The sequence below is a fragment of the Microbacterium sp. Root322 genome (assembly GCF_001425645.1).
Taxonomy (GTDB): domain Bacteria; phylum Actinomycetota; class Actinomycetes; order Actinomycetales; family Microbacteriaceae; genus Microbacterium; species Microbacterium maritypicum.
Window position 1 is genome coordinate 789,107 of sequence record NZ_LMCS01000001.1, and the last position, 26,379, is coordinate 815,485.

A 26,379-nucleotide genomic window follows, 5' to 3' on the forward strand; every position below is an offset into this window, starting at 1 on the left:
CCCGTCAGGCGAACAGGGCCTCGCCCACGAAGGATCCCGGCTTCGCCCCCGCCGGCACAGCCCAGATCCCGGAGCCGACGTGGCGGATGTACTCGTTCATCAGGTCGGTCGAGAGCCGCCGCTGCAACGAGATGAACTGCGCAGGGTCGCGCTGATAGGACAGGAAGAAGAGTCCGGCGTCGAGCCGGCCGAGCGCATTGTTCCCGTCGACGTAGTTGTAGCCCCGGCGGAGGATGCGGATGCCGTCGTTCTGATCGGGATGCGCGAGGCTCACGTGGCTGTTCGCATCGATCGCGGTGGAGTCGAAGACCGGGGCGGTGAACTCGTCCCCGCCCGAGAGCGGCGCCCCCTCGCCTTTGTCGCGACCGATGATGTTGTCCTGCTCGGAGAGACGAACACGATCCCAGGTCTCGATGAGCATGGCGATCTTCCTCGCCACGAGATACGAGCCGCCGGCCATCCACGCAGGCTCGTCGTTCGAGGACACCCAGACGTGGTCGGCGAGCGCTTCGGTGTCGTCGGCCAGGATGTTCGCCGTGCCGTCCTTGAACCCGAAGAGGTTGCGCGGCGTCGCCTGCGCCGCTGTGGTGCGCGAGGTCTTGCCGAACCCGAGCTGCGACCAGCGCAGGCGTGCGCGCCCGAAGGCGATGCGACTGAGGTTGCGGATCGCGTGCACCGCGACCTGCGGATCGTCGGCGCACGCCTGGATGCAGAGGTCGCCGTGGGAGGTCTGCGGATCGAGATCGTCTCCGAGGAAGGCGGGCAGACGTTCGAGGCCTGCCGGACGCTGCGCGGCGATCCCGTAGCGGTCGCCGTCCTCGTTCTCGAAGAGTCCGGGCCCGAAGCCGAATGTGAGCGTGAGTCCGGCCGCCGGAAGCCCGAGAGCCTCTCCCGTGTCGTCCGGCGGAGCCTCGGCCGGCCCGCCCACCGCACCCGTCGCGCTCACTTCGAGGCCCTGCACCATGCGCGATGCGGCATAGGACCAGTCCTGCAGCAGCGAGATCAGGTCTTCGCGATCGGTCCGCGGCATCATGTCGAAGCTCGCGAAGTGCAGATGATCCTGCACCGGAGTGGTGATGCCCGCCTGGTGGGCGCCGAAGAACTCGTACGCGGAATGCGCGTCTTCCGCTGCGCGCGCCCGGCCGATCGCCACCCCACCGGTGAGCCCGGCGCCGGCGCCGACTGCAAGCCCTGCGACGCCCCCGCCGATGGCGAGGCCCAGAAGGCCTCGCCTGCTCAGCCCGGAGGGAGCGGATGCCGCGCCCGTCGATGATTCCTCGGGTGCGGCACCCGCTTCTGGTTCGTTCACGTCCGTGATCGTACTCGGTCGGTCCAGCGCGACGCTGGTCAGTCGAGGACCGTGCTGGTGAGCTGCGACAGCGGCTCGGCCAGGGCGTTGATCAGATCGGTGAACTCGCGCTTGTCCGCCTCGGTCAGCTCCGAGTAACCCACGAAACCGTCGGTCAGGGAACCATGGGCGGCGAGGGACTCCTCGAGGGCGGCGTAGCCCGACTCGATCTGAGCGACCAGAGCCTCGCCGTCATCACCCTGCGCGACGGCGAAGTCCTGCACCAGCGAGAACGCCATCTTCGAGCCCTCGACGTTCGCGGCGAAGTCGTAGAGGTCGGTGCCCGACCACCAGTCCTCCTCACCGGAGATCTTCCCGGTGGCCACCTCGTCGAGCAGCGCGATCGCTCCGTTCGAGATGCCGCCGATGCCCTGATCGTCGAGCGCGGTGGTGAAAGCGTCCGAGTGCACGTAGTCGTACAGCTCCTGCACGTCGGCGAGCAGCAGGTCGCCGTAGTCGGCGCGCTCCTGCGGCGTCGACGGCGCCCAGTCCTGCCATGCCGGGGTCTCGCCGTCGGCGTTCAGCGCATCCTGCGCCGGGACCCACAAGTCCTTCTCGATGCGGTGGAAGCCCGTCCAGTCCAGCCCCTCGGCCACCGCGTCGACCTCGCGGTAGTCGATGCGCGGGTCGAGGTCGCCCAGCGCCTCGGCCACGGGCTCGATGCGCTCGTAGAACGCGCGGGTCTGCGGGAAGAGCGTGCGCGCGGTCTCGTCGTCACCGGACTCGTAGGCGGCGACGAAGTCCTCGACGGCCGGGACGAGCTGACCCACCTGGTCCTTCACGAACGCCGCGTAGAGATCGACGGCCTTCTGCTTCTGCTCGGCATCAGGGCCGTCCACCGCGACGCGGTCTCCGGTGACGGTGAACGCCGTCTTGCCGACGCCGTCGCCGATCATGCCCGGCTTGCAGAGGGTGAAGTAGTCTCCCGGCTGCGCGACGACCGTGAGCGTGCGCGATGCCGCGGGGGCGATGTTCTCGACCTCTCCGACGATACGCAGCCCGTCCTCGGCCAGCAGGTAGAACTCCGAGACCTGATCGGTGTCGTTCTTGACGTTGAAGGTCAGCGTCCCGCTCTTCGCCGTCGCCGCGGACACGGCGCAGTCGGTGGCGGTCGACGAGACGTCGAAGGCCGCGGTGGCCTGCGCGTCACTCTTCGCGACGCAGCCGCTCAGGATGAGGACGGCTGCTCCCGTGGCGGCGAGCACCCCCAGGATCCGGTGCGAGGTGGTCATGCTGCTCCTTGTTGTGAGAGAGAGGGGGATTCGGATGAGGGTTCGGTCGAGCCGTGCGGCTTCGACGGACGCCTCGAGCGGAGACCGCGGATGTAGAGCCATCCGACGATCGAGATGTAGAGCACCCATCCGATGACCTGAAGCCACGTCATCGCGGGCATGAAGCCGACGGTCGCCTGCAGGATCGAGGCGAGCGGCCCACCGGGGGCGATCGTCGCCGAGACGTCGAACGCCCACCCGAAGGGGAACGCGGCCCAGCCCACGGCAACGCCGCCGGTCACGGCGTCGATGGGCGCCAGCGCCGTGAACGGCCCGGGAAGGGCCCCCGCCTCCTGCAGGTCCATCAACGCGTAGGCCAGGACGCCGGCCGCGACGATGACGAGGAAGCCGCCGGTCCAGGCGAAGAAGCGACGCAGATCGAGGCGCAGCGCACCGCGCGAGATCAGCCAGCCGATGATCACGGCTGCGACGAGCCCGAGCAGGGCACCAAGGAGCGCCGAGGGGGCATCGCCGAACGACTGGACCATCGACCACAGCAGCAGGGTCGTCTCGATGCCCTCGCGAGCGACGGACACGAAGCCGATGGCGATGAGCGCCCACAGGCCGCCCGCGGTGAGGGCGCGGTCGATACCGCCCTCCAGGGTCGCCTTCATGCTGCGACCGGCACGCTGCATCCAGAAGATCATCCAGGTGACCATCGCGACGGCCAGCAGCGAGAGCCCTCCCCCGATCAGCTCCTGCGCCTGGAACGTGAGCTCATAGGCGCCGAAGGTCAGTACCGCACCGATGCCCAGCGCCAGCGCGATCGCGAGGCCGACCCCGGCCCACATCTTCGGCAGCGCATCCTGCCGGCCGAGGCGACGGAGGTAGGCGACGAGGATGCCGACGACGAGCGCGGCTTCGAGACCCTCGCGGAGCCCGATGAGAAAAGTGGCGAGCACGGAAGAACACTCTCTGGCGGTGACTGAGGTAAGGCAGCCCTTACCTCAGAGACTCTAGCACCGTCACGACAGCGCTCAGAACGCACGCACCGGAAGTAACGGAGCGCAACAGAGGATCGCACCACCGGGCGAGCGACGTAGCCTCTGTCCATGGCTGAACTCTCGCTCCCCATCCTCGACCTCTCGCAGCTCGACGAAGGCCCCGACGCCGCGGCACGATTCCGCGACGACCTCCGTGCGGCGACGCACGACGTCGGATTCTTCTACCTCACGGGAACGGGGATCTCCCCCGAACTCGAGGAGCGACTGCACCGGGCGGCCCTGGACTTCTTCGCGCTTCCCGACGAGGAGAAGCTCGCGATCGAGAACGTGAACAGCCCGCACTTCCGCGGCTACACCCGCATCGGCGGCGAGCGGACACAGGGGAAGGTCGACTGGCGCGAGCAGATCGACATCGGCCCCGAGCGCCAGCCCGTCGACGACGGCCCCGCCTTCAACCGGCTCATCGGCCCCAATCTCTGGCCGTCGGCGCAGCCCGAGCTCAAGGACGTCGTCGCCGAGTGGCACGAAACGCTGTCCGAGGTCGCGCGCAAGCTCCTGCGCGCCTGGGCGCAGACTCTGGGCGCGGACGAGTCCTACTTCGACGAGCATTTCGGTGAGCCGTCGACGCTCATCAAGATCGTCCGTTACCCGGGAACCCACGAGCCGGAGCCGCAGCAGGGCGTGGGTGCACACAAGGATTCCGGCGTGCTCACCCTGCTCTGGGTGGAGCCGGGCAAGGGCGGCCTGCAGGTCGAACGCGACGGAGCGTGGGTCGACGCTCCCCCGGTGCCCGGCGCGTTCGTCGTCAACATCGGAGAGCTGCTGGAGTACGCCACCGGCGGCTACCTGAAGGCCACGAACCACCGCGTGGTGTCGCCGCAGGCACCGGACGAGCGGATCTCCATCCCGTTCTTCTTCAACCCTGCGCTCGACAAGCGCCTGCCGCTGATCGAGCTGCCGGAGGAACTGGCGGCGGAGGCGAAAGGGGTGACCGAGGACCCGAGCAACCCCATCCACGCCCTCTACGGGGAGAACGCGCTCAAATCACGTCTGCGCGCGCACCCCGACGTCGCCGCCATCCACCACGCCGACCTCGTGGGCGCCCCGGTCTGACCGAAGGGTCACAGCATCTGTGCGCCGCCGAGGGCGACGATCTCGCGCAGCGCCTGGAGATGCGCCGCGAAGGCGTCACGTCCCGTCTTCGTCGACCGCACCCAGGTGCGCGAACGGCCCCCGACGGTGCCTTTGCGCGCGAGCACGTAGCCGGCTGCCTGCAGATGCGTGATGGCCTTGCTCAGGGGCGAGTCGCCGCACTGGAGGATGTCGCGGAGCGCCGGGAAGTCGAGCTCCATGCCGTCACCGAGCGCGGCCATGAGCGAGAACCGGATCGGTGAGGCGAAGTTGTCGTCCAGCTGCGTCCGCGGATGGGGCCTCGGGGGCGACTCAGCCACGGCTCGCCCGCCCGGGGATGAAGGACGCGACGATGACGAGCACCATCACGACCGCGCCGCCGACGACGCCCGCGAGCCCCCGATCACCGAGCACGTCTCCGCCGAGCACGAGTGCCACGGGGACGCAGGCCGCCAGAAGGAAGGCCGTGACGTGCGGCCAGCGCCACGAGGCCCCGACGGCGGGCAGGCCCACGGGTGTGTTGAACACCACCAGCCAGGTGAAGAGCGCCAGCATCACCAGGAGCGTGATCACGCTCCTGAGCACACCGTCGGGCGCTCCGGCGAGCATGGTCAGCACACCGAGTACGACGCCGACGAGAACAGTCCCCCACCGAAGGGCGGTGGGGAGCGCGAGGGGTGAAGGCCGCGGGGGTCGCGGATCACCGGCCGCGCGCACGAGCTGAACCGCGCCGTAACCTCCTATACCCACCAGGACCAAGCCCGCCGGGATGAGCACCATGCCGACGGGGAGCCTCGTATCCAACGCCACGAATCCGAACACGAGGACCGCGCCGACGAGAACGACGCCGCCACCCAGAAGAAGCGGCCACCGTGAAGCACTCCAGCGCCACTGCATCCCGTGGCGCTGAGCCATCCCGCTCGCCAGCTGCCCCCACACCAGGAACGTGAACAGGATCACCTGGGAGGCGAGGACGTCGTCCTGCCGGAGGACGAGCGCGAACGCCACGAGATACCCGGCCGTGACAGCCGCATTGACCATCTGGAGCCCGGCGAGCGCGCGTCGGTCGATGGCACGGTCCCGGCGCTCCACCACCGCATCCGCGGCCGCCAGATACTGGCGCGCGACGTCGGCATCGGGCGGATCGAGGGCATCCTGACCGGGAATCGGCTTCTGCTGCACGTCGAACCTCCTCCACTTTCCGTATGGAAAGCTTTCTACTTTCCTATCGGAAACCCGGGAGGGGGTCAACCCCTCGCTACCAGTGGAGCGCCTCGGCGAGGGCTTCGATGATGGGCTCTCGACCCTGCTCGATGTGCGCGTAGGCCTGGGCGGCGGCGACCTCTCCGCGACCGGCGACGATCGCATCGAGCAGCTGCTGATGCTCCACCGCGTGCTCCTGCTCGCGCGTGGCATGCGTGATCCCGAAGATCCACTGCATCCGACCGAGCATCGGCGCGAGACTGCGTTCGAGGATGCGGTTCCCCGAGAGCCGGACGATCTCGAGGTGGAAGCCGAGATTGGACTCCCCCAGCTCCACCGTCTCCCCCGGCGCGAGAGCGCGCTCGAGAAGCTCGCGCAGCCGATCGGCGCTGGCTGCTCCCGAGTGCACACGCTGCGCGGCGTGCCGCGTGGCATAGGGTTCGATGCACAGACGCGCGTCGTAGAGCTCCTCGACGTCGGCTCTCGTCACCGGAGTGACACTGGCTCCCTTGTTGCGCGTGGCGACGACGAATCCCTCGGTCTCCAGACGCTGCAGCGCTTGACGGACGGGCACGCGTGAGACCTCGAACCGCTCGGAGAGGTCCCTCTCCTTCAGCCACGCCCCCGGCGTGAGCTCCCCGACGATGATCCTGTGCAGCACGCCGCGATAGACCCGCTCGGCGAGGGCGGATCCATCGGTGATCGTGCTGTCGGAACTCATCGCGGAACCTCTCGGGATGTCAGGCATGGAGGGGGAAGACCGGAGGGAAGAGCTCGCCCGTCGTTCCGCACCGATGGTCGCGCCCAGTGTAGGCGTTCCGCATACGCGCGAAGAGGATCTGCGTGTCGTCGCGAATCGCGTCGAGGTCGATGCCGTCGATCCTGCCGTCGCGCATGACGACCCTGCCGGCGACCATCGTCAGGCAGGCATCGCGGGCCGTGCCGTTGAGGACCAGAGTGCGCAGCGGGTCCTCCACAGCACCCATCCGCACGTCGTCCAGCCGGAAGGCCGTCAGGTCGGCCTGGGCGCCGACGGAGATCCGACCGAGGTCCGCTCGGTGGAGCGCCTTCGCACCGCCGAGCGTCACCGCATCGACGTATCCGGCGAGGTCACCGGCAGCGAGACTGCCGTTTTGCACCTTCGCAACCGACACACCGGTGTCGATGCCGCGGATGAGGTCGGGCGGGAACGAGTCCGTGCCGAGGGCGATGTTCACCCCGGCGTCGCGATACCGCCCGAACGTCTCGAGCTCCGAGCCGTAGCGCGCGTTGGTCAACGGGCAGTGCACGATCGACACCCCGGCCGCGACGAGACGGGCGAGATCACCCCTGTCCTCACCGTGCACACGCGGGTTCACGTCGAGGAACACGCTGTGCGGAACGATGAGGCGATCGTTCAGGAGCCCTCGTTCCTCGATCAGGTCGAGCGGCGTGCAGCCGTGCTCTTCCAGGATCAGTTCGCGCTCCACCTCACCCTGCAACGCGTGCAACCTCACGATCGCGCCACGCTCCGCAGCCGCCACGGCCGTCGCCGAGAGAAGCTCGGGAGTCAGCGTCTCGATGCGGCAGGGCAGGAAGACCGGCGTGAGCAATGGGTCGCCGAGCGCGGCCACCTCGTCATGGAAGCGGACGGCGTCGGTGAGCCCGGCCTCTCCCTCGTCCGGCGCGAAGCGCACCGCACGCTCCCCCTCGGCGGTGACGACGTTCACGCCCGAGCGATAGGACGGGCCGAGGAATCCGCGCAGACCGAGCGTGCGCGAGAAGGACGCCATCCGGTGCAGATCGGCCGCCGACTCCGCCCAGCCCGAGTGCACCTCGGACGCGATGGGCATGTAGCTCGTGATGCCGTGCAGGGCGAGCTGCACGAGGGCGATCTCGCGGATGCGCGCGCGCTCATCGTCGTCGAAGACGTGGTGCCGCGCGTCGAAGTACTCCTCCGACCACTGCAGACGAGCAGCCTGCTCGCGTGTACCCCAGGCGTCCAGGATCAGGTGGTCGATGTCGGCGAGCGCATCCAGATCGATGAGCCCCGGCATCAGCAGGCTCTCGCCGAGGTCGATGCGTTCGTCGACGTCGGACGGCGCGCTCTCAGCGGGACCGGCGAAGACGATCAGATCGTCTTCGACGACCACGGCCCCCGTCCGGATCTCCCGGTGGGAGGTGCCGTCGAACACCAGCACGTGGTCGGCGGTGAGAAGTGTGCGCATGAGAGCCCCGATGATCTGAGATGCGATTTGGTATCCAAAATCTATCCCACGCCACTCCAGCTCTTCAAGCACCGTCGACTTCTAAGACTGAAAATCGAGATTTTCTGAATTTTGGTATCCCAACATCGCGAACGCTGGTATACAATTCTGAGCACCCGCTCCCCGAACCATCAAGGAAGATCGTGACGGACTCCCAGACGCTGACCCCGAAGACGGAGGCGCTGCCCACAGCGCCGCCGAAGATCGCGACCGGACGCTCGCTTCTCGGCACGGCCTGGTTGCGCATCCGCCGGAGTCCGGTCGCCCTCGTCTCCTTCGGAGTCGTGGTCGCGATCGTGCTCTTCGCCCTCCTCGCCCCCGTGCTGGTCGCGATCGAAGGCCAGGACCCGTTCACCACCAACACCGGGCCCGACGTCCTCGACAACTTCAACACCCCCGGCCTGCCCCTCCCCGCATACATGTATCCGTCGGTGGAGCACTGGCTCGGCGTCGAGCCGGGACTCGGACGCGACATCTTCGCGCGCATCGCCTACGGAGCGCAGGTCTCCCTGCTGATCGCCCTCCTGTCGACCGTGGTCTCGGTCGTCCTCGGCACCGTGCTCGGCGCCGCGGCCGGCTACTTCGGCGGCAAGGTCGACATGGTCATCAGCCGCATCATCGATCTGTTCCTGGCGTTCCCGCACCTGCTCCTAGTGCTCTCGCTCACCCCGATCCTGCAGTCCCGGCTGCGGGACACCCCGCTCGGCCAGGGCAGCTTCGTTCCGATCGCGTCGCTCGTGCTGATCCTCGGCTTCTTCGGCTGGGCGTACCTGGCACGGGTCGTCCGCGGGCAGGTGCTCAGCATCCGCGAGCAGGAGTACATCGAGGCGGCGAAGTCGTACGGCGCCTCGCACCGGACGATCATCTTCCGTCAGGTGATCCCGAACGTCCTCGGTGTCGTCCTCGTCTACGCGACCATGATGATCCCCGCGAACATCTCCGCCGAGGCCGCGCTGTCGTTCCTCGGCGTCGGAGTGAAGGACCCGACCCCCTCCTGGGGGCAGATGCTCAACGCCGCCCAGGCGGGCAACTGGTACCTCAGCGACCCCTGGTTCCTCATCGTGCCCGGCACCGCCCTCATCATCACTGTGCTCGCCTTCAACCTTCTCGGCGACGCCGTGCGCGATGCGCTCGATCCCAAGGCCTCGCGCAACTGACCCTCCCGACCCCGAACACCCGACCCTCACCGAAAGAGAACGAGTCATGAGACACCGCAGTCCCCTGCTCGCCGCTGCGACCGTGGCCATCGCCCTGGTCGTCACCGGCTGCACCAGCGTCACCGCCCAGAACGGGCAGTCCGCGCCCACCGGCTCGAAGGATCCGTATGCCGCGCACATCGTCCAGCCGGGTTTCGATGAAGCCGGCGGCAACGTCAACGTCCTGATGTCGAGCGACTTCATGACCCTCGATCCCGGCAACAGCAACTACGTGCAGACCGCGAACGTCGGCCAGCTCTACTACCGCACCCTGACGATGGCGAAGGAGACCGCGGGCGAGCCGCCGACGATCGTCGCCGATCTGGCGACCGACACCGGCACCGCCTCGGAAGACGGCCTCACCTGGACCTACACGCTCAAGGACGGCCTGAAGTACGAGGACGGCACGCCGATCACCGCCGCCGATGTGAAGTACGGCATCGCCCGCACCTTCGCGCGCGACGTCTTCACGCAGGCGCCGCAGGAGCTGAACTCCGCCCTCGCCGCCGACGACTACAAGGGCCCGTACTCCGGCGGCGGCGACCTGACCGCCGTGGAGACCCCCGACGACAAGACGGTCGTGTTCCACCTGAAGCAGCCGAACCCCGACTTCGCCGCCCTCGTGTCCCGCTCGAACACCGCACCGGTGCCGCAGGCCAAGGACACCATGCTCGACTACACGAACCACCCGATCTCGTCGGGCCCGTACATGATCGAGAGCTACGACCGCGGCCGCGAGCTGAAGCTCGTGCGCAACCCCTCATGGGATCCCGCGACCGACGAGAACCGCACCGCGCTGCCGGACACGTTCACGTTCTCGCTGTCGACCGCGCAGGCGACGATCAGCCAACAGCTGATCTCCGACGCCGATCCCACCGCGATCACGCTCGACTCGAACGGCGCACTCCAGGCATCGGACACGGCGCGTCTGACCGAGGCATCCGTCGCCGACCGCACCGCGTCCGGGCTGCTCGGCTGCACCGACGTGCTCAACTTCAACACCGAGACCATCACGGACCCCGAGGTGCGTCACGCTCTCGCGCTGGCCATGGACCGTGCGGCGATCCAGGTGCAGTACGGCGGAGCACGCTTCGGCAAGCTCACCAACTCGTACCTGAACGACGCCCAGGTCGGGTACGTCGCCGAGACCACCGACCTCGACATCGACGGCGCCCCGCAGCTCGACGCCGCCAAGAAGCTCCTCGAGGGCAAGGACGTCCCCGCTTCGTTGACCTACGGCTACTCGAACGCGATTGACCGCTACAAGAACCTCGGCACCGTGCTCCAGCAGAACTTCACGGAGCTCGGCATCGACCTGCAGCTCGTGCCGATCCCCTCGGCGAACTACTACACGGTGCTGGCCAGCGACGAGATGCCCGACATCGCACGCGCAGGCTGGTGCGGCGGTGCGGCATCCGGCTCGACACGCACCACGGTCGATCCCAACATCGGACCGAGCCTGGACGGCACGACCTACGGCTTCAGCAACATCTCCCGCTTCTACGACGACACGCTCTCCGGCGAGATGTACGAGCTGCGCAACACCAACGGCACTTCGGAAGAGCTGAACACCCAGTGGGCCGAGCTGTACAACGAGGCGATGGAGTCCTACCCGCTCGTCCCGCTGATCCGCACCTTCACCAACAGCGTCGTGGGCTCGAAGATCCATAACGCCCAGGTGGGGTACTTCTTCGGAAGCATCGATCTGTCCACCATCGGCGTCGAGCAGTAACGGCCGACACGACACCTCCGGAAAGGACGGGGCCGACCGCGCGATCGGTCGGCCCCGTACGGGACAGAAATGTTCGGATTCATCGTCCGCCGCGTGACCGCGCTGGTCATCCTCCTGCTCGTCGTGAGCTTCGTGACGTTCGCCCTGTTCCAGGTCGGCCCCGCAGACCCTGCGGCCGCCGCCTGCGGACAGGAGTGCACCCCTGACCGCATCGCCCAGGCGCGCGTCGCCCTCGGCATGGACAAGCCGTTCCTGGTGCAGTACTTCACCTACCTCAGCGGCTTCTTCGGAGAGCGGCTCATCGGCGCTCCGGGCGCCGAGCAGGTGTGCGCCTGGCCGTGCCTGGGCAAGTCCTTCCAGACCAACGAGAACGTCACCGACGTCATCGTCCGGGCACTCCCCTACACGATCTCGATCGCGGTCGGCGCCGTCGTGCTGTGGACCGTGGTCGGCGTCGGTCTGGGATTGCTCGCGGCTCTGCGCAAGGGCAGGGCAACCGACAAGCTCATCGTCGGCGCCGCGTCCGTCGGCGTGTCGCTCCCTGTTCCCGTCACGGGGCTCCTGCTCCTGCTCGTGTTCGTGAGCGTGCTGCACTGGCTGCCCTTCACGAGCAATCAGATCTCCTCTCCGTTCGGCCCGGCCGGCCCCGGCGCGTGGTTCACGAACTATCTGCTGCCCTGGGTGGCGCTGGCGATCCTGTTCAGCGCGCAGTACATCCGCATCACGCGCAACAACATGATCGAGACCTTCGGCGAGGACTACATGCGCACCGCCCGCGCGAAGGGGCTGGGACCCGGTCGGATCACGACGCACGGCGTCCGGGCGGGGATCACCCCGATCATCACGATGCTGGGCCTGGACATCGGCGCTCTCCTGGGCGGTGCCGTCCTGACGGAGCAGATCTTCTCCGTCCCCGGTCTCGGATTCACCGCGGTGCGCGCCGCGACATCGGGAGACCTGCCGGTGACCATGGCGATCACGATGCTCGCCGCCTTCTTCATCATCACAGCGAACGTCATCGTCGATCTCGTATACGCGAGCGTCGACCCGAGAGTAAGGGTCAACTGATGACCACGCCGATCCTGGACATCCGCGACCTGCGGGTGACATTCCCCACCGACGACGGTCTGGTGAATGCCGTGAACGGCATGGACCTGGTCGTGCAGCGCGGAGAGACCGTCGGCATCGTCGGCGAGTCCGGCTCGGGCAAGACCGTGACGAGCCAGACCCTGATGGGGCTTCTCAAGGGCACCAACGCCACGGTGACCGGCCAAGTCCTGTTCGACGGCACCGATCTGGTGCCGCTCAGCGAGAAGGAGATGCGTCCCTATCGCGGCCGCAAGATCGGGATGATCTTCCAGGATCCGCTGTCGGCGATGCACCCGTTCTACACCGTGGGCCGACAGATCGCCGAGGCCTACCGGGTGCACAACAGAGTGAGTGCCAAGGCCGCGAAGGCCCAGGCGATCGAGATGCTGAACCGGGTCGGAATCCCCGATCCGGTCGCGCGCTACGACTCGTATCCGCACGAGTTCTCCGGCGGCATGCGGCAGCGCGCGATGATCGCGATGGCTCTGATCTGCGAACCGGAGCTGCTGATCGCCGACGAGCCCACCACGGCGCTCGATGTCACCGTGCAGGCACAGATCCTCGATCTGATCGGCTCTCTCCAGGCCGAGACGGGTTCCGCCGTCATCTTCGTCACCCACGATCTGGGTGTGGTCGCCGAGGTCTGCCGCCGTGTCGTGGTCATGTACGGCGGGCAGTGCGTGGAAGAGGCCGGAGTTCACGATCTGTTCTTCCGGACCGCCCACCCCTACGCCCAGGGTCTGCTCGCGTCGATGCCCTCGATGGTCGACGAGGCCGGGCGTCTCACCCCGATCCCCGGCTTCCCGCCCTCGCTGCTCGACCTCCCCCGGGGATGCCTCTTCGCCGATCGTTGCCCGGTCGCAGCTCTCGTCCCTGACGACAGGTGCCGCACCGAGCGCCCCGCCCTCACGGTGGTCGGTTCCGGGCACCGGGCCCGCTGCCACCTCACGGAGGTCGATGCCCCGATCCCCGCACTCGATCTGCAGGAGGTCGTCCGATGAACGAGCCGCTGATGAAGGTCGAGAACCTCGCCAAGCACTTCAGCGTCAGCAAGGGATTCCTGCGCGGGTCCTCGCAGGTGAAGGCTGTGGACGGCGTCTCCTTCACCCTCGAGCGCGGATCGACCCTGGGGCTGGTCGGCGAATCCGGCTGCGGGAAGTCCACCACCGGACGACTGCTGATGCGGCTGCTCACCCCCACCTCGGGGCGCATCCTGTTGGACGGTGCCGATGTCTCGCAGCTCCGCGGCGCCGATCTGCAGCAGTTCCGTCGGCGCGTGCAGATGGTGTTCCAGAATCCCTCGTCGTCGCTGAACCCCCGGCAGAGCGTCGGCGCCGCGATCGCGGCGCCCTTGCAGGCCCAGGGCATCTCGCCCAAGGAGGGCATGAAGAACCGGGTGTCGGCGCTGATGGACCGTGTGGGTCTGCGGCCGGAGCACTACAACCGCTTTCCCCACGAATTCTCGGGCGGGCAGAAGCAGCGCGTCGGAATCGCCAGAGCGCTCGCCCTGGAGCCCGACGTCGTGATCTGCGACGAACCCGTATCCGCCCTCGACGTCTCGGTGCAGGCGCAGGTCATCAACCTCCTCCAGGACATCCAGGCCGACACCGGTATCTCGTACGTCTTCATCGCTCACGATCTGTCCGTCGTCAAGCACTTCGCCGACGAGGTCGCCGTGATGTATCTCGGACGCATCATGGAGCACGGCACCAGAGACGCCGTGTTCGGCGCTGCGCAGCACCCGTACACCCAGTCGCTGCTGTCCTCCGTGCCGAGCCCGGACCCGACGGCCGACCGCAGCGGTCGGATCCGTCTCGTCGGAGATCTCCCCCACCCGTCCAACCCGCCCAGCGGGTGCGTGTTCCGCACGCGATGCCCTGTGCTCCCACTCCTCGACGAGGATCGGCGCCGGCAGTGCGTGGAACAGGTTCCCACCGGCGATGCCGCGTGCCATCATCTCGCTGAAGCCGCCGACCTCGCGTCGCGGTTCGGCTCCCCCGAAGAAAGGAAAGTCCATGCTGATTCGTGACGTGCGCCCGTGGGGCGGCTCCGCCTCCGATGTCCTGATCGAGGACGGGCGCATCACCCGGATCCGTCCCCACGAGGAGGCGCCCGTCGCCGCAGACGACATCGACGGACGGGGGCGACTCCTGCTGCCATCCTTCAGCGACGTGCACGTGCATCTGGACTCGACCCGGATCGGGCTGCCCTTCCGGGCGCACACCGGGGCGCCCGGTGTCTGGGGCATGATGATGAACGACCGCGAGAACTGGCGCACGGCGGAGATCGATCTTCCCACGCGAGTGGCCGGCACCCTCGAGCGGATGATCGCTCGCGGTACGACCCGCGTCCGCTCGTACGCGCAGGTCGACGTCGACTGCCGGCTCGAGAAGTTCGATGCCGTCATGGCCGCGAAGGAGAAGTTCGCCGCGCACGCCGACGTGCAGGTCATGACCTTCCCGCAGGCCGGCATCCTCCGGGAGGAGGGCACCGTCGCCTACCTGGAGGAGTCACTCAAGCAGGGCGCCGACGTGATCGGCGGCATCGACCCGTCACAGCTCGACCGGGACCCGGCGCGCCATCTCGACATCGTGTTCGGACTCGCCGAGAAGTACCAGGTCGAGGTCGACATCCACCTGCACGAGCCGGGAGCGCTCGGAGTGTTCAGCACGGAGCTCGTGATGGAGCGCACGCGCGCGCTCGGGATGCAGGGCAAGGTCACGATGTCGCACGCCTACGAGCTCGGCTCCGTGAACGAGGCCACCAGTCGTCGACTGATTGAGGAGTTCGCCGAGCTGGACATCTCGATGGCGACGGTGGCCCCCTCGACCAGCAACCAGCTGTCGCTCGTGCAGCTCGTCGAAGCCGGGGTGCGGATCGGACTCGGCCAGGACGGTCAGCGCGACTACTGGAGCCCTTACGGCAACACCGACATGCTCGACCGGACGTGGCAGCTCGCGTTCACGAACGGGTTCCGCCGTGACGACCACATCGAGATGGCGCTCGCGGTCGCGACGATGGGCGGAGCGAGCATCATGTCCCACGCCTCGCCGCGCCTGGCCGGCGTGACCGATCGGCCCGGCCTCGCGGTCGGCGATCGCGCCGACCTGCTCCTGGTCGACGGCGAGACGCCGACCAGCGCGGTGATGGACCGGGGTACCGACCGTCTCGTCATCCACGACGGCCGTGTGGTCGCCGATGGCCTTCGTGTCCTCGCGCTCTGAGCGCCGAGGCAGCGAGTTCCGCGACCGGGCGGTGGGGCTCGGCGCAGCCCTGCTGATCGGACTGAATCTCCGTCCGGCGATCACCTCGGTCGCCGCCCTGCTCGAGCCGACCAGGGCGGCGTTCGACCTCGCTCCGGTGCAGTTGAACCTGCTGGCCACGCTGCCGGTGATCGCCTTCGGCCTGAGCGCGCCGATCGGCCCCCTGCTCGCCCGTCGACTCGGCGTGACCAGGGCGCTGATCTGGACCATGGTGGCCCTGGCGGGCGCTCTCGCGCTGCGGGTGCTCATCCCCGGAGCGATGCTCCCCGGTACGTTCCTCGCCGGAGTGTCGATCATGGCAGCGGGCACGCTGCTTCCGCAGTACCTGAAGTCCCTTCATGCGGGCGGACTCTGGATCGGACTGAGCAGCATGTCCTTCAGCGCGGGCGCCGCGCTGGGGGCAGGGCTCACGGTGCCGCTGAGCAACGCGGCCGGCGGACCCGCCGTGGCACTCGGACTGTGGGCCGTCCCCGCGCTGATCGCGGCGGGCGCCATGATCGGAGTCGCACTGAACTCGGACGCACCATCGCCGACGACCTCGCGGATGACGCTCCCCCGATCCGCACGAGCGACCGTCGCCCTCGTCACGGCGATGTTCGGACTTCAGGCGATGCTGTTCTTCGCCGTGGCTTCCTGGCTCCCCCGCATCCTCGGCGATCGCGGAGTGGATGCCCAGACCGCGGGCTGGTTGCTCGCCCTGACCAGCATCGCCGGCCTCGGCCCGACGCTCGTCGCACCGATTCTCGCGCGACGTCCTGGGGTGCTGCGCTGGTTCGGTCCTGCGCTCGGCGTCGTGATGTTCGCGGCGTTCACCTGGCTCGCATCCGGTGATGAGTCCTACATCGCGATCACGGTCGTGCTCGGCGCCGTCCAGAGTGCGACCTTCGGGCTCTCCCTGGCGCTCATCGTGATGCTCGCCGCGAACGAGGCCTCCGCGGGGACGCTGTCGGCCGTCGCGCAGGGTGTCGGTTACGCCTTCGCGGGCGCGGGGAGCCTCCTCGTCGGCGTGCTGCACGACCTTACGGGCGGGTGGACCGCGAGTCTCGTCCTCATGATGGTGTGCGCCGCGGCGCTCTCGCTCGTCGTGGGTCTCGTGATCCGCTGCCGCCCGGTCGATCTGCAGGTGCCGTCCGCCCTGCCCGCACGTCCCCGGACATGACGAAGGCCGCCCCACACCGTGGGGCGGCCTTCTCAAGAATGTTCTGCGCGATTGTACGCAGGTCTGCAGTGCCTTAGCGGCGGAGTCCGAGACGCTCGATCAGCGAGCGGTAGCGCGCGATGTCGATGTCCTGGAGGTAGCCGAGCAGACGACGGCGCTGACCGACGAGCAGGAACAGCCCACGACGCGAGTGGTGGTCGTGCTTGTGCTCCTTGAGGTGCTCGGTGAGGTCCTTGATGCGCTGCGTCAGCATTGCGACCTGCACCTCGGGGGATCCGGTGTCACCGGGGTGCGTCGCGTACTCTTCGATGATCGCCTTCTTGACGTCTGCTTCCAGTGCCATAGATTCGATCCCCTCTCTGCTTGTTGCGCGGCGCCCGACGCCTGATACGTGGGCTCTCTTTATCCGCGGCCGATCAAACGGCAACCTGACGAGTCTACCAGCCGGCGACTGCCTCCGGCGCCACCGGCCGGGAGGGAGGCCCGCACGGTTCAACTAGGCTCGAAAGGTGCAGAAGAAGTTCGACGAGTGAGCGCCCGCCGCGGCCACCTGATCGACCTCTCCCCCCTGAGGTCCAGCCCGGCATTCGCCCGGATGTGGATCGGATCCACCCTCGCCGGCATCGGCGGCCAGCTCACCATCGTCACGGTGATGCTCCATGTGTTCGCCCTGACGCAGAACACCTTCGCCGTCTCCATGATCGCGGTCGCCGGCCTCGTGCCGATGATCCTCGCCGGGTTGTACGGCGGCATGCTCGCTGACGCGTTCGACCGACGCCGCGTGGCCCTGATCGCGGCGACGATCACCTTCGCATCCACCGCCCTGCTCGCGGCGCTCACCTGGACGGGCATGGAGACGATCTGGTGGCTGTACGTCCTGAGCATGATCAACTCGGCCGCCAACTCGGTGGGCATGGCCACGCGCACCGCCATCGTGCCTCGCCTCATCCCTCGCGACAAGCTCGCGGCCGCATCCGCCCTCAACGGTGTGGCCTTCGGACTCACGGTGATGGCGGGGCCGGCGCTGGCCGGCCTGCTCGTCGCCCTCACCGGCTACGGGTGGACCTACACGATCGACGTCGTGCTGATGCTGTCGATGTTCCTCGGGCTGTGGACACTGCCGTCACTGAGGCCGGAGGGCGCGGTCGTCCGTCCGGGCCTCGAGTCGCTCGTCGACGGCTGGCGATTCCTGCGCAAGGCCGGCAACATCCGGATGCAGTACATCATCGACATCATCGCGATGACGTTCGGACAGCCTCTCGTGCTCTTCCCCGCCCTCGGCACGGTGCTCCTCGGTGGCGGTGCACTCACCACCGGTATCCTCACCGCCGCCGTCGCGGTCGGCACGTTCGCCTCGAGCCTGTTCTCGGGCCGCGTCGTGCAGTACCGCTGGCACGGCCGCGGCATCGCTCGGGCTGTGCAGGCGTACGGCGCGTCGATCCTGCTGTTCGGCCTGGTGCTGCTCATCGGAGCCTTCTCCGCGCCGGCGAGCGAGACCGCGCCGCACGTCGCGCTGATCGTCGCCGCGTGCGTCGCGCTCGCCCTGTCCGGCGCCTCGGACAACGTCAGCTCCATCTACCGCAACACGATGATGCAGGCAGCGGTGCCCGACGCGATGCGCGGACGCCTCCAGGGCCTGTTCATCGTCGTCGTCGCCGGGGGTCCGCGAGTCGGGGCTCTCTACGCCGGGACGCTCGCGACCCTGACCACCCTCTGGTTCCCGCCGCTTCTCGGCGGGGTCCTGGTCATCGCGCTCGTCGCCATGCTCGCGCGCCGCAGCCGTCGGTTCCACGACTACGACGCAGAGAACCCCGAGCCCTGACGGGCTCGGGGTTCTGGCGACCGCGCGAACGGGGTCAGTCCTGCTGCAGCGCGCCCTGCAGGTCGAGGCTGATCGTGACGTCCTTGCCGACGAGCACGCCGCCGGTCTCCAGCGCCGCGTTCCAGGTGAGGCCGAAGTCCTCACGGTTGATGACCGTCTTGGCCGAAGCACCGGCCTTGTAGTTGCCGTACGGGTCGGTGCCGAAGCCACCGAAGTCGAGCTCGAAGCTGACCGGCTTGGTGATGCCGCGGATGGTGAGGTCTCCGTCGACGTACAGGTCATCGCCCTTGACGCGCGCACCGGTGGAGACGAACTCCATGGTCGGGAAGTTCTCCGTGTCGAAGAAGTCGCCCGAGCGCAGGTGCGCATCGCGGCCCTCGTCGTTGGTGTCGATCGAGGTCACGTCGACCGTCGCCTCGACCTTGGCCTCGAGGGGGTTCTCCGGGGCCACGAGCGTCGCGCTCTTGACGCCGAACGTGCCGCGCACCTTCGAGATCATCATGTGGCGCACGCTGAAGGTGACCTCGCTGTGCGAAGGGTCCAGGACCCAGGTGCCGGGACGGTAGCCGGGGATGTCGATGCTGGTCATTGCTTCTCCTCTGGAGACTTCAGCCGCTGCTGCGGCAAGGGACAGGGGCCGCGTTGCCGCGACCACTGTGACAACTTACATTCAGTCGCATGTATTCCCCTGAATGGAGAATCTCTTCCGTAACGCCACGAGGCGCCCCTTTCCCGAAGGAGAGGGGCGCCTCGTGGAGAAGATCGAAGTCAGCCGACGGCGACGAGATCGATGATGAAGATCAGCGTCTTGCCGGAGAGGAAGTGCCCTCCACCGGCCGGGCCGTACGCGAGGTGCGGGGGGATGATCAGCTCGCGGCGCCCGCCGACCTTCATGCCGGGGATTCCGTCCTGCCAGCCCTGGATCAGGCCGCGCAGGGGGAACTGGATGGTCTCGCCGCGACCCCAGGAGGAGTCGAACTCCTCGCCGGAGTCGAACTCCACACCGGCGTAGTGGACCGTCACCGTGTCGCCGGGCTTCGCCTCGGCGCCGTCACCCTCGATGATGTCGCGGATGACGAGGTCCGCCGGAGCGGGGGTGCTGGGGGCGTCGAACTCAGGCTTTGTGCGTTCAGTCATGTCTCCATCAAACCCGAGGCCGACGGACGGGGTCAACGCGCGCGCACCTGCTCACAGCGAACACCTCGTGCACGCACCGTCGAACCTCGGCAAGACGCTCTTGACACCCGCACGGGGCCGGGTGCACCCTGTTTACAGATCAACTCAGCGCCCGGGAGACTCGCAGGCATCGCCGCAGCACCGGGCGCTGAGTCTTGCCGGGGACGGGCCCGCTGCCTCGCTCCGTGTCAGTAGGAGAGCAGAGCCGCCCTGGTCGCCCTGGTGCGGATCAGGAGAGCGCGCTCGTCGTCCACGGCCAGAGGATCCCGACCGGTGATCGCGCGCTGGCGCACGGCGGCGAGTGCGGTCGCGTCCTTTATGAACGCGCGCATCAGAGGCCGTCGGTCCCCGCGCAGCTGCGAGGCCCAGGCCAGTCCCACCTTTCGTCCGGCGGGGGTCGCGAGCATCGTGACCTCCTCGGGCGTGAACCACCCCGCGGCGGCGTAGTCCTCCAGGCGTGCTCTGGTGAGCCTGGCCTCCTCGCGACGCAGGGCGACGATGCACAGGATGAATCCGACGAACAGCGGCACCTGGAGGGTGAAGTAGAGCCCGAAGAAGTCCGCGAACGTCGCGGAGCCGTTCCAGAGCGCGTGCAGGAGGATCGCCCCGACCAGGCCCAGCGCCCCGGCGCCGAGCGCCGCCTGGGCCGAACCGTGCCGACGGGCGACGAGACCGATCGCGAAGCCGGTGATCGCGGTGAACATGGCATGCGCGAAGGGCGAGAAGAGCCCACGCACCACGAATGTGACGGTGAGCTGTTCACCGCCGCCCTCGATCAGGCTCAACCCGAAGTACTGGATGTTCTCGGTGAACGCGAATCCCGCCCCGACCAGCGCCCCGTACACAATGCCGTCGACGGGGCCGTCGAAGGCTCGTCGGGCGAGCAGGAAGATGAGGAAGACGCCGAGCCCCTTCCAGAGCTCTTCCACGATGGGTGCCTGCACGACGGCGGTGAACTCCTCCGATCGGATGTCGAGCAGGAGGGTCAGTGCCGTGTCGACGAGAAGGGTGAGCCCGACCGCCGCCACCGCACCCCAGGCGATGGCGAACGCGACGAGTCGCTTGGGCTCGGGCTCCCATCGATCGATCAGGCGCACGCCGAGGAACACGATCGTCAGCGGAATCAGCGCGAGCACAAGGCCGACGACCGATGCGAAGGATCCGAGCGCCCAGACGAAATACCCCACGAGGGCGATCAGCAGGAACCCGAGCACTCCGAAGAGCCAGAGCGACACCGTGCGCCCCTTCCTGGTGGGCACGGGCAACGCGGGAAGAGACTCCGCAGGCGACGGGGCCACGGGAGCCGGTGGCGTGTACGGGGTCGGTTGCGCGAGAGACGAGGCGTACCCGGTGGAAGGCACCCCGGCCGCAGGCGCGGGAAGGGGGCTCGCGGATGGCGCGGGCATGTAGGGCTGCCGCGACACCTGCGGCGATGCCGGCGGAGGGGCGTAGGGCGAGGGCTGCTGCGGCTGGGACGGTCCTCCGGAACTCATAGGCAAAGCTTATGGGCACAACGCAGACGGTCCGGATATGGCGACGCCCTCCACCCGGCGACCACCAGCCACCCGGTAGCGTAGAAGCATGCGGTTCGCTCACCTGCGCCGTCCTGACTCCCCTCTCGCGGTTCTCGCCGTGGTCGAGGGCTCGGACGCCATCCTCGTCTCTGACCTCCTGAACGACCCTCCTGCCACGCTGCAGCAGCTGATCGAGGGAGGAGACGACGCGCTCGAGGCCCTGCGCGCAGCGCTGGCGACCGGTTCCGCCCGGCGGCACCCTCTCGACGGCTGGGCGTTCGCCTCGGCCGTGCTCGCTCCCCCGGCCGTGCTGGCCGTCGGCCTCAACTACGCCGCGCATTCCAGCGAGCTGGGCCTGAAGACGGATGCCGCACCCACGGTGTTCACGCTCTGGCCGAACTCGCTCACCGGACACGAGCAGACCACGTCGTGGCCGCGCGCTCTCAGCGAAGCCGTCGACTACGAGGCCGAGCTCGGCGTGCTCATCGGCTCGCCCGCGAAGGACGTCGCCGAAGCCGACGCACTGTCGCACGTCTGGGGATACACGGTGGTCAACGACATCACCGCAAGGAACATCCAGTTCTCCGAGGCGCAGTGGTCCCGCTGCAAGTCGTTCGACGGATTCACCCCGACCGGACCCTTCGCCGTGACCGCGGACGAGATCGCCGACCCGCAGGACCTCCACATCTGGACCGTCGTCGACGGTCACACCGTGCAGGATGCGAGCACCGACCAGATGGTGCGCTCGGTGGCGAAGCTGATCACGCACCTCTCGCAGTCGCTCACTCTGCTCCCCGGCACGCTCATCTCGACCGGCAGCCCCGGAGGTGCCGGCTACTCGCGCGACCCGCAGATCTTCCTCCGCGACCACTCCACCGTCACGGTCGGCATCGACGGCATCGGTGAGCTCACCACCCACTGCCGGATCACCGACTGACCTCACCTGCACGAAGAGAGGGACGGATGCCGGAGCATCCGTCCCTCTCTTCGTATCCGCGTGATCAGATCTCGATCAGGTCCTCCGACGCGATCACCGGGATCGCCGCCGTGATGGTCTCGAGCCCGGACAGGCGTGCGGGCGAGAGCTGCTTGACGACCTCTTCGCGGGACATCAGGCCGGCCTCCACCACCAGATCGGCGACACTGCGGTTGGTCAACAGCGCGGTCTTCGCCAGGGCTGCCGCTGCTGCGTAGCCGATGAAGGGCGTCAGTGCGGTGATGACACCGACCGAGGCTCCCACCATCGCCCCCAGGCGGTCGCGGTTGGCGGTGATGCCGTCGACGCAGTTCACGCGCAGGGTCCACATGGCCTGACGCATCCAGGTGATCGACTGGAAGATCGAGTGCGCGATCACCGGCTCGAAGGCGTTCAGCTGCAGCTGCCCGGCTTCCGCCGCCATCGTCACCGTCATGTCGGCGCCGGCCACGGCGAACGCCACCTGGTTCACGACCTCGGGGATGACCGGGTTGACCTTGCCGGGCATGATGCTGGAGCCCGCCTGCATGGCGGGGAGGTTGATCTCGCCGAGGCCCGCCTGGGGACCCGATGAGAGAAGCCGGAGGTCGTTGCAGATCTTCGAGAGCTTCATCGCGTTGCGCTTGAGCGTCGAGGAGAACGACATGAACGATCCGGTGTCGCTGGTGGCCTCGACGAGGTCGCCGGCGGTGCGCAGGTCGAGTTCGGTGATCTCACGCAGGTGCTTGAGCACAGCGGGCGCGTAACCGGGGTGGGTCGTGATGCCGGTGCCGATAGCCGTGGCGCCCATGTTGATCTCGAACATCAGCGAGGCGTTCTCGGTGAGGCGCGTGTGGTCGTAGCCGAGCGTCGTGGCGAAGCCGTTGAACTCCTGGCCCAGCGTCATGGGCACGGCGTCCTGCAGCTGGGTGCGCCCGACCTTCAGAACGTCGTGGAACTCGCGCGACTTGCCCAGGAACGACAGCCGCAGCAGGTCGAGCTCTTCGAGCAGCGAGCGCAGCGTCAGCGAGAGGCCGATCTTCACTGCGGTCGGGTACACGTCGTTGGTGGACTGGCTGCGGTTGGTGTGATCGATCGGCGACAGGAAGGCGTAGTCGCCCTTCTCGCGGCCGGCCATCTCGAGCGCGATGTTGGTGATGACCTCGTTCGCGTTCATGTTGGTCGAGGTGCCGGCGCCGCCCTGGATGACACCGACCGTGAACTGCTCGTGGAACTCGCCGTCGATCACTCGCTGCGCGGCACGATCGATCAGGTCAGCGCGCTCGGGGTCGAGCACTCCGATCTCGCGGTTCGCGCGGGCGCTGGCCTGCTTGACCATCGCGAGGCCGACCACCAGGTCGGGATACACCGAGATGGGTCGCTTCGTGATCGGGAAGTTCGCGTCGGCGCGGGCGGTGTGGATCCCCCAGTACGCGTCGACGGGAATCTCCATGCTCCCGAGCGAATCGGTCTCGGTGCGGGTCGGGGTAGGCGCGGCAGAAGCCATGTCACATCCTCGTGGGTCGTGGCGGGTGAGAAGGGTGGGGGATGCTCCCAGTCTACGCCGCTCAGCGTCCGGGTTTGCGGGAGAAGGCCTCGAGTCGCTCTTCCGGGCTGAGCTTCGCCATGCGCTCCAGCCAGGCCTCCGAGAAGTAGTCGCCGGTCGGAGCCTCGGTCACCGGGACCACGGTGTGCGTGATCGTGTCGGGGTAGACGTGGACGATCTGGAAGGCCTGCGCGGCGTCCATGCCGTTGACCTCGGCCGACGGACGTGCCACGTTCATCGTGTAGCACGTCGCCGAGGCGACGCTCACGGGAACCCCGGCGAAAAGGCCGTGGGAGGAATAGTGCAGATGCCCGGCGAGGATGCCGCGCACGTCGCTCCCCCGCACGATGTCTGCGAGCTCGTCCTGATGCCGCAGCTCCAGGATGTCGAACAGCGGCAGATGGCTCGGGATCGGCGGATGATGCATCGCCAGCAGCGTCCCGTGCGGGGCGGGCTCGGCGAGCACCTCCGCGAGCCAGGCGAGCTGACCGTCGTCGAGATCTCCGTGATGCCACTCCGGGACGCTGGTGTCCAGCGCGATGAGTCGGAGGCCGTCGACGTTCCAGACGCCGGTCACCGGCTCCTCAGTCGGCGTCAGATCCAGCAGGCCCTCTCGCAGAGCCGGCCGCTCATCATGGTTGCCTGCCACCCAGATGACCGGGGCCCGCAGCGCCTCGGCCACCGGCTCCACCGCGGCCCGAAGGCGACGATAGGCATCGGGCTCCCCCAGGTCGGCCAAGTCCCCCGTGACGACGATAGCCGTGGGGTGCGGATGCACGGTGCGGATCGCCTCCAGCGTGCGGGCGAAGCTCTCCTCGACGTCGTAGCGTCCGCCCAGCCGCGCTCCCCCCGCGAGGAAATGCGGGTCGCTGACGTGGATGAGCACGTGCGACGCGGGCTCGTGCCTACCGAAGACGTACGGAGTGCCGGTTCCTGCGGACATGACATCAGCCTATTGCCGCCCCCCGCTCCGGCACCGGGACCCGCCCGGTTCCGCCGTCGTCAGTGACCGATGACGAGGAGCAGGATGCCGCTCACCACTGCGGCGGCGCAGAGCGCGAAGCAGCCGTAGGCCCCGACGAGGGCCAGCGACTTCTGCCCCTCGGTCAAGGGACTCTTGCGCGCGGCCTTCGCCGCCTGCTTCTCTGCGCGCTTGAGCTCCTTCTCGGTGATCACCGTGATGGCGTCCGTGAACTCCGCCGGGCTCACCACCGGAGCCCGACCGCTGCGCACGAGCAGACGCAGACCCAGCGCGTAGAACGTGACGATGGCCGCGGCGCCGATGAGGGCTGCCGCGAAAACCTGGAGGAACGCGAACCAGTCGATCACGACGTTCATGCGGACTCCCCGTTCCGGTCGGCATCTGCCTTCTTCTTCGATGCCGCAGACTTGGACGCACCGGCGCCGGCCTTGGCCTCCGCCTTCTTCTTGGCCTTGGCCGCGGCATCCTTCTTCGCCTGCGCCTTCGCCTTCTCCCTGGCCTCGGCGCGAGCCCTGGCCTCAGCCTTGGCCTGCTCGATGCGCTGTTGACGACGCGTCGGCGGGGGCGTGTCGGGAAGCTCGATGGCCATGCCGGACTCGGCGACATCACTCATCGCGTTGGCGGGCGTGACGGCGTTGCGACGCGAGCGCATGTACAGACCGAGGATGATCAGGACCGCGATCACGGCGTCGATCGCGACGCCCCAGTTCCCCAGCCAGACCACGAGCAGCGCAGCGAGCGCTCCCACTCCACCGGCGGCGGGAAGCGTCAGCAGCCAGCCGATGCCGATGCGGCCGGCGGTCCGCCAGCGCACCGTGGACCCGCGGCGACCGAGGCCGGATCCGATGACCGATCCGGAGGCGACCTGCGTGGTCGAGAGCGCGAATCCGAGGGCGCTGGAGGCGAGGATGGTGGCGGCTGTCGAGCTCTCCGCCGCGAAGCCCTGTGCGGGCTTGACGTCGGTCAGGCCCTTGCCGAGGGTGCGGATGATGCGCCAGCCGCCCAGGTAGGTGCCGAGCGCGATCGTGAACGCACACGCGATGATGACCCACAGCTCGGGCTCGTGGTGAGCGCCGGACTGCCAGCCGATCGTGATCATCGCGAGGGTGATCACACCCATCGTCTTCTGGGCGTCGTTGGTGCCGTGAGCCAGCGCGACCAGCGAGGAGGTGAAGATCTGCCCCCACCGGAATCCGTCGCGACCGTCGGGCTTTCCGTCGTAGCGACGGGTGATCGAGTAGGCGATCTTCGTCGCGGCGAAGGCGATCAGGCCTGCCGTGACCGGAGCGATCAGCGCGGGGAGCACGATCTTGGAGAGCACCATGCCGAAGTCGATGCCGCCGATGCCTGCGCCGACGAGGGTGGCGCCGATGAGTCCACCGAAGAGCGCGTGCGACGAGCTCGAGGGAAGACCGAGAAGCCACGTGAGCATGTTCCAGGTGATCGCACCGATCAGACCGGCGAAGATCAACGATAGGAACAGATCCGCCCCGGCCTCGATGATCGCATCCTCACGGATGATCCCGCCGGAGATGGTCTTGGAGACCTCGGTCGACAGGAAGGCGCCGACGAGGTTGAGAACGGCGGCGAGGAGGACGGCTGTCTTGGGCTTCAGCGCGCCGGTGGCGATCGGCGTCGCCATGGCGTTCGCCGTATCGTGAAAGCCGTTGGTGAAGTCGAAGAAGAGTGCCAGCGCGATGACAAGCACGACGATGAGGGCTGCGGTTTCCACCGTTCGCTTTCGGTCGTTTGAGGAAGAAGGAGATGTCGACGTGATCGACGTGATGAACGAAGAGTTCACC

At 68.0% G+C, this 26,379-nt stretch carries 25 protein-coding genes; 10 read left to right on the top strand and 15 right to left on the bottom strand.

Features of this window, described 5'->3' with window-relative positions:
* Window positions 1-4: 4 nt before the first annotated feature.
* The 3 genes from efeB to efeU are packed head-to-tail and all read right to left on the bottom strand — an operon-like array spanning window position 5 to window position 3,521.
* Window positions 5-1,309, bottom strand: a complete 1,305-nt coding sequence (gene efeB, locus ASC55_RS03760) for an iron uptake transporter deferrochelatase/peroxidase subunit (RefSeq protein WP_200935134.1) — start codon at window positions 1,307-1,309, stop codon at window positions 5-7.
* A 38-nt stretch (window positions 1,310-1,347) separates the two neighbouring features.
* Window positions 1,348-2,580: an iron uptake system protein EfeO gene (gene efeO / locus ASC55_RS03765; RefSeq protein ID WP_055872761.1), complete on the bottom strand. Its 1,233-nt coding sequence runs from the start codon at window positions 2,578-2,580 to the stop codon at window positions 1,348-1,350.
* On the bottom strand, window positions 2,577-3,521 hold the full coding sequence (gene efeU, locus ASC55_RS03770; RefSeq protein WP_055872763.1) for an iron uptake transporter permease EfeU: 945 nt from the start codon (window positions 3,519-3,521) through the stop codon (window positions 2,577-2,579). Before efeU ends, efeO begins: the two co-directional genes overlap by 4 nt.
* A gap of 150 nt (window positions 3,522-3,671) precedes the next feature.
* Between efeU and ASC55_RS03775 the strand changes: the two genes are divergently transcribed.
* Window positions 3,672-4,676: an isopenicillin N synthase family dioxygenase gene (locus ASC55_RS03775; protein WP_055872765.1), complete on the top strand. Its 1,005-nt coding sequence runs from the start codon at window positions 3,672-3,674 to the stop codon at window positions 4,674-4,676.
* Window positions 4,677-4,684: 8 nt separating this feature from the next.
* Here ASC55_RS03775 and ASC55_RS03780 read toward each other — a convergent pair whose 3' ends face one another.
* The 4 genes from ASC55_RS03780 to ASC55_RS03795 all read right to left on the bottom strand — a co-directional run bounded on the left by ASC55_RS03780 (window position 4,685) and on the right by ASC55_RS03795 (window position 8,104).
* Window positions 4,685-5,014, bottom strand: a complete 330-nt coding sequence (locus ASC55_RS03780) for a transcriptional regulator (protein WP_017830936.1) — start codon at window positions 5,012-5,014, stop codon at window positions 4,685-4,687.
* Window positions 5,007-5,876 (bottom strand): hypothetical protein, encoded by an 870-nt coding sequence (locus ASC55_RS03785; RefSeq protein ID WP_055872766.1) that lies wholly within the window; start codon window positions 5,874-5,876, stop codon window positions 5,007-5,009. Before ASC55_RS03785 ends, ASC55_RS03780 begins: the two co-directional genes overlap by 8 nt.
* 76 nt (window positions 5,877-5,952) lie before the next feature.
* Complete coding sequence (locus ASC55_RS03790) at window positions 5,953-6,618, bottom strand: GntR family transcriptional regulator (RefSeq protein ID WP_055872768.1); 666 nt, start codon at window positions 6,616-6,618, stop codon at window positions 5,953-5,955.
* 19 nt (window positions 6,619-6,637) lie between these two features.
* A complete protein-coding gene (locus ASC55_RS03795; protein WP_055872770.1) occupies window positions 6,638-8,104 on the bottom strand; it encodes a chlorohydrolase family protein in 1,467 nt (488 codons plus the stop codon).
* 182 nt (window positions 8,105-8,286) lie between these two features.
* Between ASC55_RS03795 and ASC55_RS03800 the strand changes: the two genes are divergently transcribed.
* From ASC55_RS03800 to ASC55_RS03830, 7 genes are all read left to right on the top strand, one after another.
* Window positions 8,287-9,300 (top strand): ABC transporter permease, encoded by a 1,014-nt coding sequence (locus ASC55_RS03800; protein ID WP_235563080.1) that lies wholly within the window; start codon window positions 8,287-8,289, stop codon window positions 9,298-9,300.
* 46 nt (window positions 9,301-9,346) lie between these two features.
* Window positions 9,347-11,071 carry an ABC transporter substrate-binding protein gene (locus ASC55_RS03805; RefSeq protein ID WP_055872772.1) on the top strand — a complete coding sequence of 575 codons (1,725 nt, stop codon included), beginning with the start codon at window positions 9,347-9,349 and terminating at the stop codon, window positions 11,069-11,071.
* 69 nt (window positions 11,072-11,140) lie between these two features.
* The gene (locus ASC55_RS03810; protein ID WP_055872774.1) at window positions 11,141-12,139 is read left to right on the top strand and encodes an ABC transporter permease; all 999 of its coding nucleotides are present in this window, start codon (window positions 11,141-11,143) and stop codon (window positions 12,137-12,139) included.
* The gene (locus ASC55_RS03815; protein WP_055872776.1) at window positions 12,139-13,161 is read left to right on the top strand and encodes an ABC transporter ATP-binding protein; all 1,023 of its coding nucleotides are present in this window, start codon (window positions 12,139-12,141) and stop codon (window positions 13,159-13,161) included. The genes ASC55_RS03810 and ASC55_RS03815 overlap by 1 nt, the downstream gene beginning before the upstream one ends.
* Window positions 13,158-14,189, top strand: coding sequence for an ABC transporter ATP-binding protein (locus ASC55_RS03820; protein WP_055872778.1), 1,032 nt, complete (start codon window positions 13,158-13,160; stop codon window positions 14,187-14,189). Before ASC55_RS03815 ends, ASC55_RS03820 begins: the two co-directional genes overlap by 4 nt.
* Window positions 14,176-15,384 (top strand): amidohydrolase, encoded by a 1,209-nt coding sequence (locus tag ASC55_RS03825; RefSeq protein ID WP_055872779.1) that lies wholly within the window; start codon window positions 14,176-14,178, stop codon window positions 15,382-15,384. Before ASC55_RS03820 ends, ASC55_RS03825 begins: the two co-directional genes overlap by 14 nt.
* Complete coding sequence (locus tag ASC55_RS03830) at window positions 15,368-16,582, top strand: MFS transporter (RefSeq protein WP_162243041.1); 1,215 nt, start codon at window positions 15,368-15,370, stop codon at window positions 16,580-16,582. The genes ASC55_RS03825 and ASC55_RS03830 overlap by 17 nt, the downstream gene beginning before the upstream one ends.
* A 73-nt stretch (window positions 16,583-16,655) precedes the next feature.
* Here the strand turns inward: ASC55_RS03830 and rpsO are convergent, their stop codons facing one another.
* Window positions 16,656-16,925 (bottom strand): 30S ribosomal protein S15, encoded by a 270-nt coding sequence (gene rpsO / locus ASC55_RS03835; RefSeq protein ID WP_017830938.1) that lies wholly within the window; start codon window positions 16,923-16,925, stop codon window positions 16,656-16,658.
* Between the two features lie 186 nt (window positions 16,926-17,111).
* Here rpsO and ASC55_RS03840 point away from each other — a divergent pair, with 186 nt between their 5' ends.
* Window positions 17,112-18,404: an MFS transporter gene (locus ASC55_RS03840; RefSeq protein WP_055868772.1), complete on the top strand. Its 1,293-nt coding sequence runs from the start codon at window positions 17,112-17,114 to the stop codon at window positions 18,402-18,404.
* A gap of 34 nt (window positions 18,405-18,438) precedes the next feature.
* Here ASC55_RS03840 and ASC55_RS03845 read toward each other — a convergent pair whose 3' ends face one another.
* The 3 genes from ASC55_RS03845 to ASC55_RS03855 all read right to left on the bottom strand — a co-directional run bounded on the left by ASC55_RS03845 (window position 18,439) and on the right by ASC55_RS03855 (window position 20,839).
* Complete coding sequence (locus tag ASC55_RS03845) at window positions 18,439-18,993, bottom strand: YceI family protein (RefSeq protein ID WP_017830940.1); 555 nt, start codon at window positions 18,991-18,993, stop codon at window positions 18,439-18,441.
* A 179-nt stretch (window positions 18,994-19,172) separates the two neighbouring features.
* Complete coding sequence (locus tag ASC55_RS03850) at window positions 19,173-19,541, bottom strand: FKBP-type peptidyl-prolyl cis-trans isomerase (RefSeq protein WP_017830941.1); 369 nt, start codon at window positions 19,539-19,541, stop codon at window positions 19,173-19,175.
* Window positions 19,542-19,768: 227 nt separating this feature from the next.
* Window positions 19,769-20,839, bottom strand: a complete 1,071-nt coding sequence (locus tag ASC55_RS03855) for a PrsW family intramembrane metalloprotease (protein ID WP_200935142.1) — start codon at window positions 20,837-20,839, stop codon at window positions 19,769-19,771.
* Between the two features lie 322 nt (window positions 20,840-21,161).
* On the opposite strand from ASC55_RS03855, the gene ASC55_RS03860 reads away from it, so the two are divergent.
* A complete protein-coding gene (locus ASC55_RS03860) occupies window positions 21,162-22,031 on the top strand; it encodes a fumarylacetoacetate hydrolase family protein (protein WP_055868776.1) in 870 nt (289 codons plus the stop codon).
* A 64-nt stretch (window positions 22,032-22,095) separates the two neighbouring features.
* On the opposite strand, the gene ASC55_RS03865 is transcribed toward ASC55_RS03860, so the two are convergent.
* The 4 genes from ASC55_RS03865 to ASC55_RS03880 all read right to left on the bottom strand — a co-directional run bounded on the left by ASC55_RS03865 (window position 22,096) and on the right by ASC55_RS03880 (window position 26,309).
* Complete coding sequence (locus tag ASC55_RS03865) at window positions 22,096-23,556, bottom strand: aspartate ammonia-lyase (RefSeq protein WP_017830944.1); 1,461 nt, start codon at window positions 23,554-23,556, stop codon at window positions 22,096-22,098.
* A gap of 61 nt (window positions 23,557-23,617) precedes the next feature.
* Window positions 23,618-24,538: a phosphodiesterase gene (locus ASC55_RS03870; protein ID WP_055872786.1), complete on the bottom strand. Its 921-nt coding sequence runs from the start codon at window positions 24,536-24,538 to the stop codon at window positions 23,618-23,620.
* A gap of 59 nt (window positions 24,539-24,597) precedes the next feature.
* Window positions 24,598-24,933, bottom strand: coding sequence for a hypothetical protein (locus ASC55_RS03875; RefSeq protein ID WP_017830946.1), 336 nt, complete (start codon window positions 24,931-24,933; stop codon window positions 24,598-24,600).
* Complete coding sequence (locus ASC55_RS03880) at window positions 24,930-26,309, bottom strand: inorganic phosphate transporter (RefSeq protein WP_017830947.1); 1,380 nt, start codon at window positions 26,307-26,309, stop codon at window positions 24,930-24,932. The genes ASC55_RS03875 and ASC55_RS03880 overlap by 4 nt, the downstream gene beginning before the upstream one ends.
* Window positions 26,310-26,379: the final 70 nt, after the last annotated feature.

Excerpts from the sequence above, each read along its gene's own strand:
- rpsO (WP_017830938.1), bottom strand. The coding sequence starts at position 16,925 with ATGGCACTGGAAGCAGACGTCAAGAAGGCGATCATCGAAGAGTACGCG.
- efeO (WP_055872761.1), bottom strand. The coding sequence starts at position 2,580 with ATGACCACCTCGCACCGGATCCTGGGGGTGCTCGCCGCCACGGGAGCA.
- ASC55_RS03860 (WP_055868776.1), top strand. The coding sequence starts at position 21,162 with ATGCGGTTCGCTCACCTGCGCCGTCCTGACTCCCCTCTCGCGGTTCTC.
- ASC55_RS03790 (WP_055872768.1), bottom strand. The coding sequence starts at position 6,618 with ATGAGTTCCGACAGCACGATCACCGATGGATCCGCCCTCGCCGAGCGG.
- ASC55_RS03875 (WP_017830946.1), bottom strand. The coding sequence starts at position 24,933 with ATGAACGTCGTGATCGACTGGTTCGCGTTCCTCCAGGTTTTCGCGGCA.
- ASC55_RS03850 (WP_017830941.1), bottom strand. The coding sequence starts at position 19,541 with ATGACTGAACGCACAAAGCCTGAGTTCGACGCCCCCAGCACCCCCGCT.
- ASC55_RS03805 (WP_055872772.1), top strand. The coding sequence starts at position 9,347 with ATGAGACACCGCAGTCCCCTGCTCGCCGCTGCGACCGTGGCCATCGCC.
- ASC55_RS03845 (WP_017830940.1), bottom strand. The coding sequence starts at position 18,993 with ATGACCAGCATCGACATCCCCGGCTACCGTCCCGGCACCTGGGTCCTG.
- ASC55_RS03865 (WP_017830944.1), bottom strand. The coding sequence starts at position 23,556 with ATGGCTTCTGCCGCGCCTACCCCGACCCGCACCGAGACCGATTCGCTC.
- ASC55_RS03795 (WP_055872770.1), bottom strand. The coding sequence starts at position 8,104 with ATGCGCACACTTCTCACCGCCGACCACGTGCTGGTGTTCGACGGCACC.
- ASC55_RS03825 (WP_055872779.1), top strand. The coding sequence starts at position 14,176 with ATGCTGATTCGTGACGTGCGCCCGTGGGGCGGCTCCGCCTCCGATGTC.
- ASC55_RS03810 (WP_055872774.1), top strand. The coding sequence starts at position 11,141 with ATGTTCGGATTCATCGTCCGCCGCGTGACCGCGCTGGTCATCCTCCTG.
- ASC55_RS03815 (WP_055872776.1), top strand. The coding sequence starts at position 12,139 with ATGACCACGCCGATCCTGGACATCCGCGACCTGCGGGTGACATTCCCC.
- ASC55_RS03870 (WP_055872786.1), bottom strand. The coding sequence starts at position 24,538 with ATGTCCGCAGGAACCGGCACTCCGTACGTCTTCGGTAGGCACGAGCCC.
- ASC55_RS03775 (WP_055872765.1), top strand. The coding sequence starts at position 3,672 with ATGGCTGAACTCTCGCTCCCCATCCTCGACCTCTCGCAGCTCGACGAA.
- ASC55_RS03820 (WP_055872778.1), top strand. The coding sequence starts at position 13,158 with ATGAACGAGCCGCTGATGAAGGTCGAGAACCTCGCCAAGCACTTCAGC.